This is a genomic window from Mycobacterium lehmannii (assembly GCF_001499925.1).
In the GTDB taxonomy this organism is placed as follows: Bacteria; Actinomycetota; Actinomycetes; order Mycobacteriales; family Mycobacteriaceae; genus Mycobacterium; species Mycobacterium lehmannii.
On sequence record NZ_LQIR01000023.1, the window covers coordinates 334,666 to 351,187 of the forward strand.

The window sequence follows — 16,522 nt, forward strand, 5'->3', positions numbered from 1 at the left end:
CTCAGGCCACCTCGATGACCGTGGCCGATCCCATACCGCCGCCCGCGCACATCGCGGCGACCCCGATCCCGCCGCCGCGCCTGCGTAATTCGTGAACGAGCGTGACGAGCATGCGCGCGCCGGTGGCTGCGACCGGATGGCCGAGTGAGCAGCCGCTTCCGCTGACGTTGACGCGGTCGGGGTCGATGTCGAGCAGTTTGACGGTGGCCACGCACATCGCCGCGAACGCTTCGTTGATCTCGAACAGATCGACGTCGGCGAGCGAAATGCCCGCGCGCTTGAGGGCTTTCGGGATCGCCTCGACGGGCGCCAGCCCGGTGAAGGCGGGATCGACGCCGACCGATGCCCAGGCCTTGACGGTGCCGAGCGAGGGAAGCCCGAGCCGCTCGCTGGCCAGGGTCAGCACGGCGGCTCCGTCGTTGGCGCCGCAGGCGTTGCCTGCGGTGATGGAGAAGCCCTCGATCTCGGGATGCAGCGGCTTGAGCGCAGCAAGCTTCTCGATGCTGGTGTCGCGACGCGGATGCTCGTCGGTGTCGAACTGTCCGTAGGGCGTCTCGATCGGGACGATCTCGTCCTTGAAACGACCCTCGTCGATCGCCTGGATCGCCTTGCGGTGTGAGCCGAGCGCCCACTCGTCCATCTCCTCGCGGCTGACGCCCGCGCGCACGGCGGCGTTCCAGCCGACCGTGATCGACATGTCCATGTTCGGCGCGTCCGCGCGGTCGGGGTGCGTCGGGGGAAACCAGTCGAGCATCGCGGGATCTTTCGCGCTGCTGGCGCGGCGGGTGAAGCGCGGCGTGGTGGAGGCGGAGTTCACCCCACCGGCGATCACCACCTGATCCATGCCGGCGCGGATGCTGGCGGCGGCGCTTTGGACCGCGGCCTGGCCGGCGGCGCAATGCCGGTTGTTCGACAGGCCGGGTACCGAGGTGAGACCCGCGGTGATCGCGGCGTGGCGCGCGATCACGCCGCCGCCGTAGAGTCCCTCGCCGAGGATGACGTCGTCGATGGCCAGCCCGTCGACCTCACCGGCTGCCGCGCCGACCAAGTGCTCGGCCAGCTCGTAGGCGTCGGTGTCTCGCAACGTGCCCTTCATCGCGGTGCCGATGGGGGTGCGCAGGGCAGAAACGATCACGGCTTCAGGCATAGGTATCTCCGTCTCGACGTATGAGAATGTTATTCTCTCAAGCCGAGAGTGCCAGTTGCAAGAAGGGGAACCATATGCAAATCGCGGGTAGCTCGGCAATCGTGGTCGGTGGCGCCGGCGGCCTCGGCGAGGCGACGGTGCGGCGGCTGCACGGCGCGGGAGCCAAGGTCGTCGTCGCGGACATGGCCGACGACAAGGGCAAGAAGCTGGAGAGCGAACTCGGTGTGCGCTACGTCCGTACCGATGCGACGTCGGAGGACTCCGTCAACGCGGCGATCGCCGAGGCCACGGCGCTGGCTCCCCTGCGGATCTCGGTGGACACCCACGGCGGTCCGGCCAGCGGCGGCCGGCTCATCGGCAAGGACGGCTCGCCGCTGGACCTCGACGGCTTCAAGACGACGATCGAGTTCTACCTGACCGCGGTCTTCAACGTGATGCGGCTGGCGGCTGCCGCGATCGCGAAGTCCGAGCCGCTCGAGGAGGGCGCCCGCGGCGTGATCGTCAACACCGCGTCGATCGCCGGTTACGAGGGTCAGATCGGTCAGCTGCCGTACGCCGCGGCCAAGGGCGGCGTGATCGGCATGACGCTGAATGCGGCCCGCGATCTCTCGCCGCTCGGTATCCGCGTGGTCACCATCGCGCCGGGCACCATCAACACCCCCGCGTACGGACAGGCAGCCGACCAACTCGAGCAGTACTGGGGTCCGCAGGTGCCGTTCCCCAAGAGGATGGGCCGATCGACGGAGTACGCGCGACTGGCACAGAGCATCATCGAGAACGACTATCTCAACGGCGAGATCATCCGCCTCGACGGAGCGTTGCGGTTCCCACCCAAGTAGCCTCTCCCCCTGTGCCGCGAGCGTGCGTGTCTGCACACGACACGTCGCGTTTTTACAGCAGTTTGCGCACCGTCGCGCCAGCGTGACGGTGCGCGTTTGCACATGAAATCGCGTGCCGCTGTGCTACTCCCGCTTCGAGGCACCATTGTGTGCACGCTCGCGCGTCACGAGCGTGCCCAAAATGCCGACAAAGAGCGGCGTGTCGTGTGCAGACACGCACGCTCGCGCGGCTAGTGGGGTGCGCTCGTGCCTACTTCTTCTTAGCGTTCAGGCGCGTGACGATCTCGCGGAAGTCGTCCGTCTTGAACGACTGCTCCTCGGCGGTGTTGGCGTAGTCGAGCACCGCTAGCACCGACCGCTCAAGGTGAATGTTCAACAGCCGCTTGGTGCTTTCGACCGCCTGGCGCGGCAGTTCCATGATCTTCTTCGCGCAGGCGATCGCCTCGCTCAGCGGGTCCTCGACGACGTGATTGGCCAGGCCCAGTTCGGCGGCGCGCTGTGCCGAGATCCGCGCACCGGTCAGCGCGTACTCCTTGGCGTGCAGCAGGCTCATCTCCAGCGGCCACACCAACGGTCCACCGTCGGCGGCCACCAATCCGACCTGAACGTGTGGATCGGCAAGGTAGGCATCATCTTTGATGTAGACGATGTCGGACAACGCCACCAGGCTGCAGCCCAGGCCCATCGCGGGTCCGTTGACGGCCGCGACCACCGGGATCCGGCAGCGCGCCATACCCAGCACGATCTCGCGGCCGTGCAGGATCGTCTTTGCGCGCAGGTCGGCGTCCTGGCGCAGCTCCTCGAGATAACCGAAGTCACCGCCGGCCGAAAACGCTCTTCCCGCGCCGGTGATCACCGCCGCGCGAGCTTCGCGGTCCTCGGCCAGCCGCGGCCACAACCACGCGAGCCCGCTGTGCAGGTCGTCGTTGACCGAATTCAAGGAGTCCGGCCGGTTCAGCGTGATGATGCGCAACGCGCCGTCGGCCTGAACGTCGATCTCCGGTGGTAGGTCGTACAACTTAGACTCCTAATCCGAGAATGCGCGAGGCGATGATGTTCTTCTGAATCTGCGAGGTACCGCCCATCACGCTCTGCGCGCGGCTGTACATGTAGGCGCCGAACAACTCGGGATCACCGGTGCCGACGGTCGCCAGCGCGGCGTGCCCGACCGACTGCTCGGTCCAGGTCATCAACAACTTGTCCAGCGAGCCCTGCGGCCCGTGTGTCATCCCGTCGAGCTGTTCGGACAGCCGCCTGCGCACGTGCAGCCGCAGCATCTCGGTCTGCACCCACGCCCACGCCAGCTCCTCGGGAGCCGGTCCCTCGACACGGGAGGCCAACTGGCGCACCAGCTTTCCGTAGCGGGCCGAGAACCCCAGCGTCGACGGCTCGCGCTCGTGGCTGACCACGGTCATGGCCAACTTCCAGCCCTCACCGGGCGCGCCGACCATGTTCTCCGCCGGCACCCGGGCCCCGTCGAACAGCACCTGGCCGAACTCCTTGGTGACGCCGCTGATCATCTTCAACGGCCGCTGTTCTATGCCCGCCTGGTGCATCGACACGATGAACGCCGAAATGCCCTTGTGCTTGGGGACGTCCTTGTCCGTGCGGGCCAGCAGCAGACACCAGTCGGCCACGTCGGAATAGCTGGTCCAGATCTTGTGACCGTGAATGACGTACTCGTCGCCCTCGCGCACGGCGGTGGTGGTCAGCGACGCCAGATCGGAACCCGCGCCGGGCTCGGAGAAGCCCTGGCACCACCGCTCCGTGCCGTTGATCATCCCCGGCAGGAAGCGTTGCCGAAGCTCCTCGCTGCCGTGGTGTGACATTCCGACGACCAGATAGCCCAGGCTGGGCCGCGCCGGCGCCCCCGCCTTGGCGATCTCCTCGTCGACGATCACGTCGTAGACCGGCGGCAGGTCCTGTCCGCCATACTCTTTCGGCCACGACGTGCCGAAGAAGCCGGCCTCGTAGAGCGCCTGGTGCCAAGCTCCCTGGGCGGCCCAGTACTCGTCGCCCGACGTCGGGAACCTGCCCTTCTGTTCGGTCAGCCAGCCGCGTAGACGCTCGCGGAACGCGGCTTCCTCGGGTGAGTCACGAAAGTCCAATGGACAGCTCCTCCAACTTCACGGGCCACGTCTCGGTGGCGGCCAGCACCCGGCGCAGATAGACGTGGGCCAGGCACTCCCAGGTGTTACCGATGCCGCCGTGCACCTGAATCGAGGTCTCGCAGACGCTCAAAGCCGAGCGCGCACAGTAAATCTTGGCGACCCGCGCCGCCTCGATCGCTTCGGTGGGCGGCAATTCGTCGACCGCCCACGCGGCGTGCCGCAGCACGCTGACCGAGCCCTCGATCAAGGCGAGGCTCTCGGCCAGGAGATGACCGACCGCCTGATAGGAGCCGATCGTCGAACCGTACTGTTCGCGCACCTTGGCGTATTCGACGGCGAGATCCTGCGCTCCCCTGGCCGCGCCGACCAGGTCGGCGCACGTCACCGTCAACGCCAGCGCGCGCCACCGGCCCGCGTCTTCCTCGGACAGACCGTCGAGTTCGGCAGGCGACTCGACCACGCCGTCAAGGCTTTTCGTCAGGTCCACCGACTCCGCCGCCTCCCCGACAACCGGCACACGACCGCTGCGCATCTTGAGGTCGTCGGCGAGCACGGGCCCGATGAACGGCACGTCGACAAGCTTTCGGGCGAACTCCTCGGCTACGATCGCGACTTCGACACCCGATGCGCCGTCCGAGCGAAGCGTACGAAAGCCCGTGGCGTCCACGGCCTTCTCCAGCCTGGCGACCCGATTCGCATCGTCGAGGTCGGCCACCGATCCGGGACCGAGATCCTCGGCCAGGCTCGCGGCGGCGGCCCTCAACTGTTGTTGTTCACTGGTCAGACGGACGTCCACAGACGCTCCTTCAGCACTCGACGCAAGACCTTGCCCGACGGCAGGCGCGGGACCTCGGGCACGACGAAGACCCGGCTGGGTCGCTTGTACGACGCCAACCGCTCCCCGACCCACGACACCAGATCATCTTCCAACACCGGTGTATTCACCTTCACGGCGGCGATGATCGCTTCGCCGTTGACGGTGTCGGGCACACCGAACACCGCACAGTCCTCGACGGCGGCGTGCCCGTGCAGAATCGCCTCCACCTCCGCGGGTGCGACCTGAAAACCGCGCACCTTGATCATTTCCTTCGACCGGTCGGTGATGCGCAGCCACCCGTCGTCGTCGAGGAAACCCACGTCACCCGTGCGATACCAGCCGTCGTGGAATGCGCCGGCGGTCGCGGACGAGGGCAGATAACCCGCCATCACCGAATCCGATTGCACCTCGATCTCGCCGGCTTCACCCACCCCGAGGACCGCACCGGTGTCCAGCGACACCACCCGCACGCGCACGCCAGGTACGGGCCGGCCCACGGTGTCCAGGTGTTTGCCGTCGATGTCGTTGCACGAGATCACCGGCAACTCACTGGCGCCGTATGCGGTCACCCACTTCACCCCGGTCCTGGCGGTGACGGCTTCGGCGACGCTGGCCGTGACAGGGGTCGCGCACCACATGATGTAGCGCAGTGACGAAAGGTCGTAGGACTCCAGATCGGGATGTGCAGCAAGCGCCAAAGCGATTGGGGCCACGGCCATCTCGATGGTGATCCCGTCGCTCTCGATATGTCGCAGCATGAGCTCGATGTCGAAGCGCCGATGCAGTCGGACCCATGTGCCGGTGTCGAGCGCCATCACGATGTTGAGCAGGCCCAGAATGTGCGAGGGCGGTGTCATGATCTGCATGCGATCCGACGCAGACAGCTGCAGCGCGTCACGCCAGTGCCGCACCGCGACATCGAACGCCGCATGGGTATGACGTACCGCCTTCGGCATGCCGGTGGTGCCCGAGCTGAACACGAACAGCGCGTCGCTCTGCGGATCGGGTGGGTGGATCTCGCGCCGCCCCGGCTCGATCGGGTCGTCGAGCGACAGCATCGGCATGAGTTCGGCGAGCACGGGGTGGTCGCCGACCGCGTGCGTCGGTCGGGTCAGCGCGAGGGCGTGCTCGATCTCTGCGCGCCGCCACGCCGGGCTGAGCAGTACTGCCGAAGCGCCCAGCTGCCAGACGGCGCGCAGCGCGACGACGAACTCCGGGCGATTGGACGACATGAGCGCAACTCGGTCCCCGGCGTGCACACCGCGCCGCTCCAGGTTGGCCGCCATGCCCGCGGCCAGCGCATCCAGCTGCGACAGCGTGTACTCACGCTGCTCGAAGGCGAGCGCGATCGCCTCACTCACACTCTGTCCTCACTAGTGTCAACCGAGCCGGATTTCGCTTTGAGAATAGCGTATCATTTAACGAGAATGGTATTCTCGCCCAGTTAGAACCGATATGCCAGGAGAGCCATAGATGACGGCGGATCCGATGCCTGACCAGCCAGCACAGGGTGGCGGACAGGTGACGATCGTGCTCGACCGCAAGAAGGTATCGGTATCGCGCGTCGCCAACGAGACGCTACTGGAAAGCGCCAGGCGAGCCGGATTGTCGCCGCCCTTCTCGTGCGAAGCCGGCAACTGCGGCACCTGCATGGGCAAGCTGACCGAGGGCCGCGCCACGATGCGTATCAACGACGCTCTCGACGAGGACGAGGTCGAAGAGGGATACATCCTGACCTGCCAAGCGATCCCGGAAACCGACACGATCAGCGTGACCTACGACGACTGAGCCGCGACATCGCCGTGTTCGTCGACGCGGGGTGCCGGTCGGTATTCGGGGTCGTAGCCGACAATCTGAATGGGGCTGCGCACCAACCGGAAATCCCCCGCGGTGACGACCACCTCGGGCGTCTGTTCCAACGCTTCGGGCAGTGTGCGCACCGCGGCGACGGGAATTCCCAGCGGACGTAACCGCGACTCCCAACTCGCGGCGGTGTCGGTGGCCAACGCCTCGGCCACCACCGCCAGCACCTCGTCGCGCTGGGCTGCCCGTTCGGCCATGGTCGGAAAGCCCTCGATACCCGCTTCGGCCGAGAACGCCCGCCAGAACCCGTCATGGGTGATGAACAGCGCCAGATAACCGTCCGCCGTCGCGAACAGTTGCGCCGGAACGTAATACGAGTGCGCCCCGAACGGATAGCGCAGCGGTTCCGCGCCGTCGTTGAGGTACGCCGACGCGCGGTAGTTCAACTGGGAGAACATCACGTCCCGCAGCGACACGTCGACCTGACCACCACGGCCCGACACGATCTGCGCCAGCAGCCCCAGTGCGGCGGCCAGTCCGGTCGAGTTGTCGGCCGACGAGTATCCCGGCAAGGTCGGCGGTTCGTCCGGATGTCCGGTCATCGCCGCGACGCCGGTTGCGGCCTGGATGACGTAGTCGAACGCCGGATCGTCGCCGCCCTCGAGCCCGAAGCCCGTCATCGCCACACAGACGATGCGTTCGTTGAAGCGCTTGAGCGAGTCATATGTCAGGCCGAGCTTCTTGATCGCCGACGGCTTCATATTCACCAGCAGCGCATGGGAATCCGCGACGAGCTCGCCCAGGCGCTGTCGCCCGGCGTCCGACCGCAGGTCGAGCACGACGCTCTTCTTGTTGCGGTTGAGACTGGCGAAGTAGCTGTCGCCGACCTGCCGCGAGATCTCGCCACCCGGCGGCTCGACCTTGGTGACCTCGGCGCCGAGGTCCGCCAACAGCATGGTGGCGTACGGCCCGGCCAGCATGACGCCGACCTCGATGATGCGAATACCGGCCAGCGGGCCGTTCACCGCACAGCCTTGGCCAGTTCGCCGATCACCTCGCGCGTCCTGTATTTCGACGCGATGAGTTCGTCGCGGTTCTCGCCGATCGGCAGCAGGCGCACCGACAGGTCGGTGACTCCCGCGTCGGCGAACCGCTTGAACCGCGCCAGGATGGCTTCCTCGTCGCCGGCCGCACACAAGTCACCCACGTCACGCGCGTCGCCACAGTCCAGCAGTCGCTGGTAGTTCGGCGACGTCTCGGCCTCGGCGAGAATACGGTTCGCCCGCTCTTTGGCCGTCTCGATCTCCGAATTCGCGCACAGGCACACCGGAATTCCGGCGACGATGCGCGGAGCGGGCCTGCCCGCCTCGGCGGCGGCCTTGTTGATCTTGGGCGCGATGTGCTCGCCGATGGCCTTCTCGTCGGCCATCCACAGCACGGTGCCGTCGGCGCGCTCCCCGGCGATCTGCAGCATCACCGGGCCCAACGCGGCCACCAGCACCGGCAGCGGGCGCTCCGCGCCGAGGACGGTGGGGTTGTGCACCGTGAAGGTGTCGTTCTCGACGTCGACGTCGCCGGGGCCTGCGAGCGCGGCGTTGAGCACCTCGAGATAGTCGCGGGTGTAGGCGGCCGGCTTCTCATAGGGGATCCCAAGCATGTCGCGCACGATCCAGTGGTGTGACGGTCCCACCCCGAGCGCTAGGCGCCCGCCCGCCATCGCATGCACCGACAGGGCCTGACGCGCAAGTGCGATCGGGTGCTGCGCCTGCAGCGGCACCACCGCGGTACCCAGCTCGATCTTCGAGGTGTGGGCGGCCATCAGCGCCACCATGGTCAGGCAGTCGAAGTCGTTGGGCACCTGCGGCATCCACGCGGTGTCCATTCCCGCCGATTCGGCCCACTCGATATCGGAGACCAGCTTGTTGACCTTGCGCGCCATATCGCCGCGTTCGGCCCCGATCATCACACCAAGCCGCATGTCAGTCCATCCTCCGAAAGTTCAGCGCCGAATGTGAATCCTTGGCGAAAAACGCCCGGAAAAATCGCCGACGTTTCACATTCGGCGACACCCTCATCCGTCCACCTGCGACCCAGCGGTCAGCTTGCGGACCTCGTCGACAAGGGTGTCGAGCGAGGTCCCCGTTGGGAACACCGCAGCCGCGCCCGCGGACAGGAGCTTGGGCACGTCGCCCTGCGGGATGGTGCCACCGACGACGACCGCGATGTCGCCGGCGTCGGCCGCGCGCAGGGCCTCTACCGTGCGCGTGGTCAGCGCCACGTGTGCACCGGAGAGGATCGAAAGTCCCACCAGCGCTACGTCTTCCTGCAAAGCGATCGACACGATGTCTTCGATGCGCTGGCGGATTCCGGTGTAGATCACCTCGAAACCCGCATCGCGCAGCGTCCGTGCGACGATCTTGGCGCCGCGGTCGTGTCCGTCCAGCCCGGGTTTGGCGACCAGAACCCGCACCGGGCCGGCCGTCGAAGAGTCCGCCATCAGAACACCACCGGCTGCTGGAACTCGCCCCACACCGACTTGAGTGTCGAAACCATCTCTCCCACAGTGCAGTAGGCGTTAGCGCAGTCGACCAGCTTGTGCATCAGGTTGTCGTCGCCTTCCGCCGAACGCGCCAGCGCCGCCAACGCCTCCTTGACCGCGGTGGCGTCGCGCTCGGCCTTGACTTTCGCTAGCCGCTTGAGTTGCAGATCGCGGCCCTCGGCGTCGAGTTCGTAGGTCGCGATCTCGGGCGGCGGCTCATCGGAGACGAACTTGTTGACCCCCACCACCGGTCGCGTACCGGACTCGATCTCCTGGTGGATCTTGAACGCCTCGTCGGCGATCAGCCCCTGCAGGTAGCCGTCCTCGATCGCACGGACCATGCCGCCGTGGGTCTCGAGATCGTGCATGATCTCGATGATCTTCTCCTCCGTCGCGTCGGTGAGCGCCTCGACGAAGTACGACCCGCCGAGCGGATCGGCGACCTTGGTCACGCCGGTCTCGTAGGCGAGGATCTGCTGCGTGCGCAACGCCAGCGTGGCCGACTCCTCGCTGGGTAGGGCGAACGGTTCGTCCCACGCCGCGGTGAACATCGATTGCACGCCACCGAGTACCGCGGCCATCGCCTCATAGGCGACGCGGACGAGGTTGTTCTGGGCCTGCGGCGCGAACAGCGATGCGCCGCCGGCCACACAGCCGAACCGGAACATCGACGCCTTGTCCGACGACGCCCCGTAGCGCTCGCGCACGATCGTCGCCCAGCGCCGCCGGCCGGCGCGGTACTTGGCGATCTCCTCGAAGAAGTCCCCGTGGGTGTAGAAGAAGAACGAGATCTGCGGCGCGAACTGGTCGATGGTCATGCGTCCGCGCTCGACGACGGTGTCGCAGTACGTGACGCCGTCGGCGAGGGTGAACGCCATCTCCTGCACCGCGTTGGCGCCCGCGTCGCGGAAGTGCGCCCCGGCCACCGAGATCGCGTTGAACTTGGGCACCTCGGCCGCGCAGAACTCGATGGTGTCGGCGATCAGGCGAAGCGACGGCTCCGGCGGCCAGATCCAGGTGCCGCGCGACGCGTACTCCTTGAGGATGTCGTTCTGGATGGTGCCGGTGAGCTTGGCCCGCGGCACCCCCTTCTTCTCCGCGGCGGCGACGTAGAACGCCAGCAGGATGGCGGCCGTGCCGTTGATCGTGAAGCTGGTGCTGATCTTGTCCAGCGGAATGCCGTCGAAGAGGATCTCCGCGTCGGCGAGGGTATCGACCGCGACACCGACGCGGCCCACCTCCTCGCCGTATTCGGGGTCGTCGGAGTCGTAGCCGCACTGCGTGGGCAGATCAAGCGCCACCGACAGCCCGGTGCCGCCCTGGTCCAGCAGGTATCGGTAGCGCCGATTGGACTCCTCAGGCGTACCGAACCCCGAGTACTGGCGGAACGTCCACGTCTTCCCGCGGTACCCCGTGGCGAAGTTCCCGCGCGTGAACGGATAGGAACCGGGCGGAGGCGGCTCGGTCTGCTTGTCCGCAGGTCCGTAAACCGGCTCGAGCGGGATCCCCGACGGGGTCTGTACTGGCTCGCTCATCACGGATAACGTACTTGCAAAAAATGAGAATGCCAATACCGCAGGCCGGAAACGTGCACCGAGGACGGGGCGTCACCCGGCAGTAAAAGATGCCGAAGGCGCGGTACACAGCGAATATGGCACTTGCGTAAAATGAGAACGCTAATACCGGTCACATCCGGTGTCGGCTAGCATCGTGGGGCGACGCTGGTCGCAGACAAAGGAGGTCCATGTCCGCCTTCACTGACCGCACACTCGTCGTCTCCGGCGGCAGTCGCGGCATCGGTCTCGCGATCGGCCTCGCCGCGGCCAGGCGCGGCGCCAACGTCGTCCTGCTGGCCAAGACCGCCGAACGGCATCCGAAGCTGCCGGGCACCGTGCACACCGCGGTCGCCGAGGTGGAGGCCGCCGGCGGCAAGGGCGTGGCGGTGGTCGGCGACGTCCGCAAAGAAGAGGATGTGCAGCGCGCGGTCGACGCGGCCGTCGAGCATTTCGGCGGCGTGGACGTCGTGGTCAACAACGCCAGCGCCATCGCCACCGAGCCCACCGAGCAGCTGGCGGCCAAGAAGTTCGACCTGATGATGGACATCAACGTGCGCGGCACGTTCCTGCTCACCAAGGCAGCGCTGCCGTATCTGCGCAAGTCTGCGGCGCGCGCCGAAGGAGCGGAGCCGGCGGGAGCGCACGTGATCACGCTGGCGCCGCCGCTGAACATGAACCCGCACTGGCTGGGCGCCCACCCCTCCTACACCCTGTCGAAGTATGGGATGACCCTGCTGTCGCTGGGGTGGGCCGCCGAGTACGCGGAAGCAGGCATCGGATTCAGCTGCCTGTGGCCCGAGACCTACATCGCGACCTCCGCAGTCGCCAACGCTCCCGGCTTCCAAGAGATGCTGGAGCGGTCCCGCGACCCTCAGATCATGGGCGACGCAGCCGCGCTGATCCTGTCCCGACCTGCGGCCGACGTGAACGGCAAGTGCTTCATCGACTCCGAACTGCTCGCTGAAGCCGGCGTGACGGACCTGTCGCGCTACGGCGGTGGGGACGACCCCATACTTGATATCTTCGTCGACAAATCATGAGCATCTCACTGCTGCTCGAGATGGCCTCGAGCAATCCGGACCGCACCGCCGTGGTGTCGGGCGAATTGCGGCTGACCACAGGTGAGTTGAGCGCCCTGGCCGACGGCGGCGCAGGCGTCATCGCCGCCTCGGGCGCGTCCCACGTCGCATACGTCGGCATGGGTGGGGCGATGCTGCCCCTGCTGCTGTTCTCGTCCGCGCGCGCCGGGGTGCCGGTGACGCCGCTGAACTACCGGCTGTCCGCCGACGGGCTTCGTGAGCTCATCGATCGCCTCCCCCAGCCCCTCGTCGTCGCCGACGCCGAATACCGCGAGATGGTGGCCGGCGCGGGCAAGCAGGTGATCGGGTCCGACGAGTTCCTCGACGCCGCGCGGAATAGCGAGCCCGGCCCCGATGTCCCTGTGTTCCCCGACCCCGAGGACGTGGGGGTCGTGCTGTTCACGTCGGGAACCACGTCGCGGCCGAAAGCCGTTGAGCTGACGCACAGCAACCTCACCAGCTATATCACCGGCACGGTGGAGTTCGACTCCGCCGAAGCTGGCGACGCCGCGTTGATCTGTGTCCCGCCGTATCACATCGCCGGTGTCAGTGCGGCGCTGTCCAACCTGTACGCCGGCCGAAAGATGGTGTACCTGCCGCAGTTCGACGCCCGCGAATGGATCCGGTTGGTGCGTGATGAGGGCGTGACGTCGGCGACGGTCGTGCCGACGATGCTGGACCGCATCGTGGCTGCCCTGGAGTCGGACAACGTATCGCTGCCGACCCTGCGCAGCCTGGCCTACGGCGGCTCGAAGGTGCCACTTCCATTGGTGCGCAAGGCGCTTTCGCTGCTGCCGGAGGTCGGCTTCGTCAACGCCTACGGCTTGACCGAGACCAGCTCGACCATCGCCGTGCTCGGACCCGATGACCACCGCGAGGCGCTCGCCTCGTCAGTCGAGTCCGTGCTGCGCAGGCTGGGCTCGGTCGGCCAGCCGGTGCCGGGGATCGAGGTTCAGATCCGCGACGCCGACGGCGAAGTGCTGGGCCCCGGCCAGACCGGGGAACTCTTCGTCCGCGGCGACCAGGTGTCCGGCCGCTACACCGAGATCGGATCGGTGCTCGACGCCGACGGGTGGTTCCCGACCAAGGACATCGCGATGCTCGATGAGGACGGCTACCTGTTCATCGGTGGGCGCTCCGACGACACGATCATCCGCGGTGGCGAGAACATCGCACCGGCCGAGATCGAGGACGTCCTGGTCGAGCATCCGGCGGTGCGCGACTGTGCCGTGGTGGGGCCCGAGGACCCGCAGTGGGGACAGATCATCGTCGCGGTGGTGGTCCCGGCCGACACTCCGGACGGCCCGGCCACCCCGGACGCCGACGAACTACGTGAGCATGTTCGCCGCCAGTTGCGTGGATCGCGAACGCCCGACCGCGTCGTGTTCCGCGACGAGTTGCCGACCAACGCGACCGGCAAGGTGCTGCGTCGAGAACTGATCGCCGAATTGACAGCCACCAAATAGCAAGGAGCCCAGCATGATCAAGAACGGCACGCGACTGCAGAGCCAGGTGTGTGACACCCAGGTCATCGTCGTGCGCAGCTCGGACAGCCTCGACGATCTGCGTGCGGGCGGTGTTCCCATGGTGCCCCTCGACGCCGAGAAATCAGCCGACGCCCAGATCGACCCCGACCTCTCCGGCGGCAATGCGATGGGCAAGCGCTACGTCGACGAGAACGGCGCAGAGGTCCTTGTGACCAAAGCCGGGGCCGGAACACTGAGCGTGGGCGCCACACCGTTGTCTCTCAAAGAAGCCAAGCCGCTACCTGCGAGCGACTGATACCTTCCACGGGGTGAGGCCACGCCGCCTGCTCACCCGGTACGTGGTCGGCCTTGCGTCCGCCTACCTGCTGACGGCGATCGAGGTCGTCGTGATCGTCGGACTGCTGGCCGGACGCAGCGTGGTGAATCTCGGCAATGCGGTCACCGCGGCGGCACTGCTCGCGGTCGGTACCGCCACCGTCGGTATCAGTGCCGCCTACATCTTGCGTCCGCCGTTGCGTTATCTGCGTGAGGGGCGCCCTCCCACCGCCGACGAACGGCACTCGACGCTGAGGATGATGCGTCGCCAGGCCGCGGCCACGGTGACACCGTGGATCCTCACAGCCGCGGTCCTGGTACCGCGGAACCTCGACGCCGGATCCGAGGCGCTGGGGGTGATCGGATCGGCGATGCTCTTCGGAACGATCGCCACGGTGTGCACCGGCTTCCTGTTCACGCTGCGGACGTTACGACCCGTATTGGCCAGCGTGGCAGTGGATTCCAGCTCATCGCGGTTGACAGCACCCGGGGTCCGGGCACGGCTGCTGCTGATGTGGACCGTGTGCACCGCGCTTCCGGGTGTGGCGATCGCCGCGCTGTTGGTGATGCGGAACAATGGATGGCTGATCGAGGAGACGGCTCCGATCGAGTTGGCGCTGATCGTGCTCGCGTTGGTGGCGGTTGTGCTCGGTCTGCGCTCGCTGATCCTGACCTCGATGTCGATTTCGGACCCCGTACAAGAGGTCGTGCAGGCGATGGGAGAGGTCGAGCGCGGTCACATCGAGCGGTCCGTCGAGGTCTATGAGTGGTCCGAGATCGGCCGCCTGCAACGCGGTTTCAACAGCATGGTGGCCGGGCTGCGCGAGCGTGACAGGCTGCGCGACCTGTTCGGCCGCCACGTCGGTGAGGACGTGGTCCGGCGAGCCGTCGAGGAGAATGAATCGTTGTCAGGCGACGAACGTGACGTCGCGGTGCTGTTCATCGATCTGGTCGGGTCGACCCGGTTGGCGGTCACTCACGAGCCCGCCGAGGTCGCCGAGCTGCTCAACGAGTTCTTCCGTATCGTCGTCGCGGCCGTGGATCAGCGGCACGGCTTGATCAACAAGTTCCAAGGCGATGCGGCGCTCGCCGTGTTCGGCGCTCCCCTGCGCGCCGACGATCCGGTGTCCGCGGCGCTGACCACCGCACGCGAACTGGTCGCCGACCTGCAGCGCCTACCACTCGACTTCGGAATCGGCGTCTCGGCCGGACCGGTGTTCGCAGGCAACATCGGCGCGGAGAACCGGTACGAATACACCGTTGTCGGGAACGCGGTCAACGAGGCGGCCCGACTAGCCGACCGCGCCAAGGAGTTTCCCGCACGAGCGCTGTGCTCGGGTGGCGCGATCGAACGTGCCGGTGAGGCGGAACGACGGTGCTGGGAGGCGCAGGGATCAGAAACCCTGCGCGGTCGATCGGCACCCACCGAGATGTGGACACCCACCGCCGAGCCTGGTTAAAGACGCGGAGGGTCGGGGAATACAGCGGCATGGCTGTGCGCACCGCGGAGCCCCGAGCCGTTCGCAAAGCGGTTACCGGCGCGTCGATCGGCAACGCCGTGGAGTGGTTCGACTTCGCCATCTACGGGTTGTTGGCGACCTATATCGCCGACAAGTTCTTCCCTCCGGGTGACGAGACCGCCGCGCTGCTGAGCACTTTCGCCGTCTTCGCGGCCGCGTTCTTCATGCGGCCGTTGGGCGGCTTCTTCTTCGGTCCGCTCGGCGACCGGATCGGCCGTCAACGCGTTCTCGCGCTGGTCATTCTGCTGATGTCGGCCTCGACCCTGGTCATCGGCCTGGTCCCCAGCTACGACTCCATCGGCGTCGCGGCACCGCTGATCTTGCTGTTTCTGCGGTGTCTGCAGGGCTTCTCAGCGGGCGGCGAATACGGCAGCGGGGCTTGCTTCCTCGCCGAGTACGCCACCGACAAACACCGCGGCTTCATCGTGTCGTTCCTGGTGTGGTCGGTGGTCGTCGGTTTCCTTCTGGGGGCGCTGACGGTCACCGGTCTCGAGACCGTCCTGTCCGAGCCGGCGATGGATTCCTACGGTTGGCGGATCCCCTTCCTGATCGCCGGTGTGCTCGGTGTCGTCGGCCTCTACATCCGACTGCAGTTGAGCGACACACCCGAGTTCGAAAACCTGCGCGAAAAAGGCGAGGTAGCCACGTCGCCGCTGCGCGAGGCGCTGCGCACATCGTGGCGCCCCATCCTGCAGATCGCCGGCCTGGTCGTCATCCACAACGTCGGCTTCTACATCGTGTTCACCTATCTGCCAACGTATTTCACCGAGTCCCTCGAGTTCACCAAGGTCGACGCCTTCATCTCGATAGCCGTCGCCAGCATCGTGGCGATCCTCCTGATCCCGCCACTCGGTGCGCTGTCCGACCGGATCGGACGCAAACCGCTGCTGTACTCGGGTGCAATCGGTTTCGCCGTCTTCGCCTATCCGCTGTTCCTGCTGTTGAATTCGGGCTCGCTGGCCGCTGCCGTCACCGCCCACGCCGCCCTGGCGGCGCTGGAGTCGGTGTTCGTGTCGGCATCCCTGGCCGCCGGCGCCGAGTTGTTCGCCACCAGGGTCCGCTCCAGCGGCTACTCCATCGGATACAACGTGTCCGTGGCCATCTTCGGCGGGACCGCGCCGTACGTGGCGACATGGCTCGTCGACCGCACCGGCAACCAGATCGCCCCGGCTTACTACGTGATCGCCGCGGCCGTGATCAGCATCGCGACACTCTTGACGATGCGGGAAACCGCCCGACAGCCGTTGCGGGCGACGGTGCACACATAACGCACACAGGCGGGGTGATTTCGGCGTATTTGGTCGCGCTC

The 16,522-nt window shown here is 66.8% G+C and carries 16 protein-coding genes; 7 read left to right on the forward strand and 9 right to left on the reverse strand.

From position 1 onward, the window contains the following. Position 1: 1 nt before the first annotated feature. Positions 2-1,147 (reverse strand): thiolase family protein, encoded by a 1,146-nt coding sequence (locus AU192_RS14515; protein ID WP_064397234.1) that lies wholly within the window; start codon positions 1,145-1,147, stop codon positions 2-4. A gap of 74 nt (positions 1,148-1,221) precedes the next feature. Here AU192_RS14515 and AU192_RS14520 point away from each other — a divergent pair, with 74 nt between their 5' ends. Beyond that, positions 1,222-1,986 (forward strand): SDR family NAD(P)-dependent oxidoreductase, encoded by a 765-nt coding sequence (locus AU192_RS14520; protein WP_064397236.1) that lies wholly within the window; start codon positions 1,222-1,224, stop codon positions 1,984-1,986. 250 nt (positions 1,987-2,236) lie between these two features. On the opposite strand, the gene AU192_RS14525 is transcribed toward AU192_RS14520, so the two are convergent. From AU192_RS14525 to AU192_RS14540, 4 genes are read right to left on the reverse strand one after another with little or no spacing between them, the layout of a single operon-like run. Then, complete coding sequence (locus tag AU192_RS14525; RefSeq protein WP_064397238.1) at positions 2,237-3,004, reverse strand: enoyl-CoA hydratase/isomerase family protein; 768 nt, start codon at positions 3,002-3,004, stop codon at positions 2,237-2,239. Between the two features lies 1 nt (position 3,005). Then, the gene (locus AU192_RS14530; RefSeq protein ID WP_064397241.1) at positions 3,006-4,094 is read right to left on the reverse strand and encodes an acyl-CoA dehydrogenase family protein; all 1,089 of its coding nucleotides are present in this window, start codon (positions 4,092-4,094) and stop codon (positions 3,006-3,008) included. Further along, entirely contained in the window at positions 4,081-4,893 is an 813-nt protein-coding gene (locus AU192_RS14535; protein ID WP_064397243.1) for an acyl-CoA dehydrogenase family protein, read from the reverse strand. The genes AU192_RS14530 and AU192_RS14535 overlap by 14 nt, the downstream gene beginning before the upstream one ends. Further along, positions 4,878-6,275, reverse strand: coding sequence for a class I adenylate-forming enzyme family protein (locus AU192_RS14540; RefSeq protein ID WP_064397245.1), 1,398 nt, complete (start codon positions 6,273-6,275; stop codon positions 4,878-4,880). The genes AU192_RS14535 and AU192_RS14540 overlap by 16 nt, the downstream gene beginning before the upstream one ends. A 112-nt stretch (positions 6,276-6,387) precedes the next feature. Between AU192_RS14540 and AU192_RS14545 the strand changes: the two genes are divergently transcribed. Beyond that, positions 6,388-6,702 (forward strand): 2Fe-2S iron-sulfur cluster-binding protein, encoded by a 315-nt coding sequence (locus AU192_RS14545; protein ID WP_064397247.1) that lies wholly within the window; start codon positions 6,388-6,390, stop codon positions 6,700-6,702. Here the strand turns inward: AU192_RS14545 and AU192_RS14550 are convergent. From AU192_RS14550 to AU192_RS14565, 4 genes are all read right to left on the reverse strand, one after another. After that, the gene (locus AU192_RS14550; protein ID WP_082695020.1) at positions 6,690-7,742 is read right to left on the reverse strand and encodes a CaiB/BaiF CoA transferase family protein; all 1,053 of its coding nucleotides are present in this window, start codon (positions 7,740-7,742) and stop codon (positions 6,690-6,692) included. The genes AU192_RS14545 and AU192_RS14550 overlap by 13 nt on opposite strands. Further along, entirely contained in the window at positions 7,739-8,695 is a 957-nt protein-coding gene (locus AU192_RS14555; RefSeq protein ID WP_064397249.1) for an LLM class F420-dependent oxidoreductase, read from the reverse strand. Before AU192_RS14555 ends, AU192_RS14550 begins: the two co-directional genes overlap by 4 nt. A gap of 93 nt (positions 8,696-8,788) precedes the next feature. Further along, complete coding sequence (locus AU192_RS14560) at positions 8,789-9,214, reverse strand: cobalamin B12-binding domain-containing protein (protein ID WP_064397251.1); 426 nt, start codon at positions 9,212-9,214, stop codon at positions 8,789-8,791. Next, positions 9,214-10,791 (reverse strand): methylmalonyl-CoA mutase family protein, encoded by a 1,578-nt coding sequence (locus AU192_RS14565; RefSeq protein WP_064397253.1) that lies wholly within the window; start codon positions 10,789-10,791, stop codon positions 9,214-9,216. The genes AU192_RS14560 and AU192_RS14565 overlap by 1 nt, the downstream gene beginning before the upstream one ends. A gap of 209 nt (positions 10,792-11,000) precedes the next feature. Here AU192_RS14565 and AU192_RS14570 point away from each other — a divergent pair, with 209 nt between their 5' ends. From AU192_RS14570 to AU192_RS14590, 5 genes are read left to right on the forward strand one after another with little or no spacing between them, the layout of a single operon-like run. Continuing rightward, the gene (locus tag AU192_RS14570; RefSeq protein WP_064397255.1) at positions 11,001-11,852 is read left to right on the forward strand and encodes an SDR family oxidoreductase; all 852 of its coding nucleotides are present in this window, start codon (positions 11,001-11,003) and stop codon (positions 11,850-11,852) included. Further along, complete coding sequence (locus AU192_RS14575) at positions 11,849-13,357, forward strand: class I adenylate-forming enzyme family protein (protein ID WP_064397257.1); 1,509 nt, start codon at positions 11,849-11,851, stop codon at positions 13,355-13,357. The genes AU192_RS14570 and AU192_RS14575 overlap by 4 nt, the downstream gene beginning before the upstream one ends. A gap of 13 nt (positions 13,358-13,370) precedes the next feature. Beyond that, the gene (locus AU192_RS14580; RefSeq protein ID WP_064397259.1) at positions 13,371-13,673 is read left to right on the forward strand and encodes a hypothetical protein; all 303 of its coding nucleotides are present in this window, start codon (positions 13,371-13,373) and stop codon (positions 13,671-13,673) included. A gap of 13 nt (positions 13,674-13,686) precedes the next feature. Then, positions 13,687-15,153, forward strand: a complete 1,467-nt coding sequence (locus AU192_RS14585; protein WP_064397261.1) for an adenylate/guanylate cyclase domain-containing protein — start codon at positions 13,687-13,689, stop codon at positions 15,151-15,153. A 29-nt stretch (positions 15,154-15,182) separates the two neighbouring features. After that, positions 15,183-16,481, forward strand: a complete 1,299-nt coding sequence (locus tag AU192_RS14590; RefSeq protein ID WP_064397263.1) for an MFS transporter — start codon at positions 15,183-15,185, stop codon at positions 16,479-16,481. Positions 16,482-16,522 lie beyond the last annotated feature (41 nt).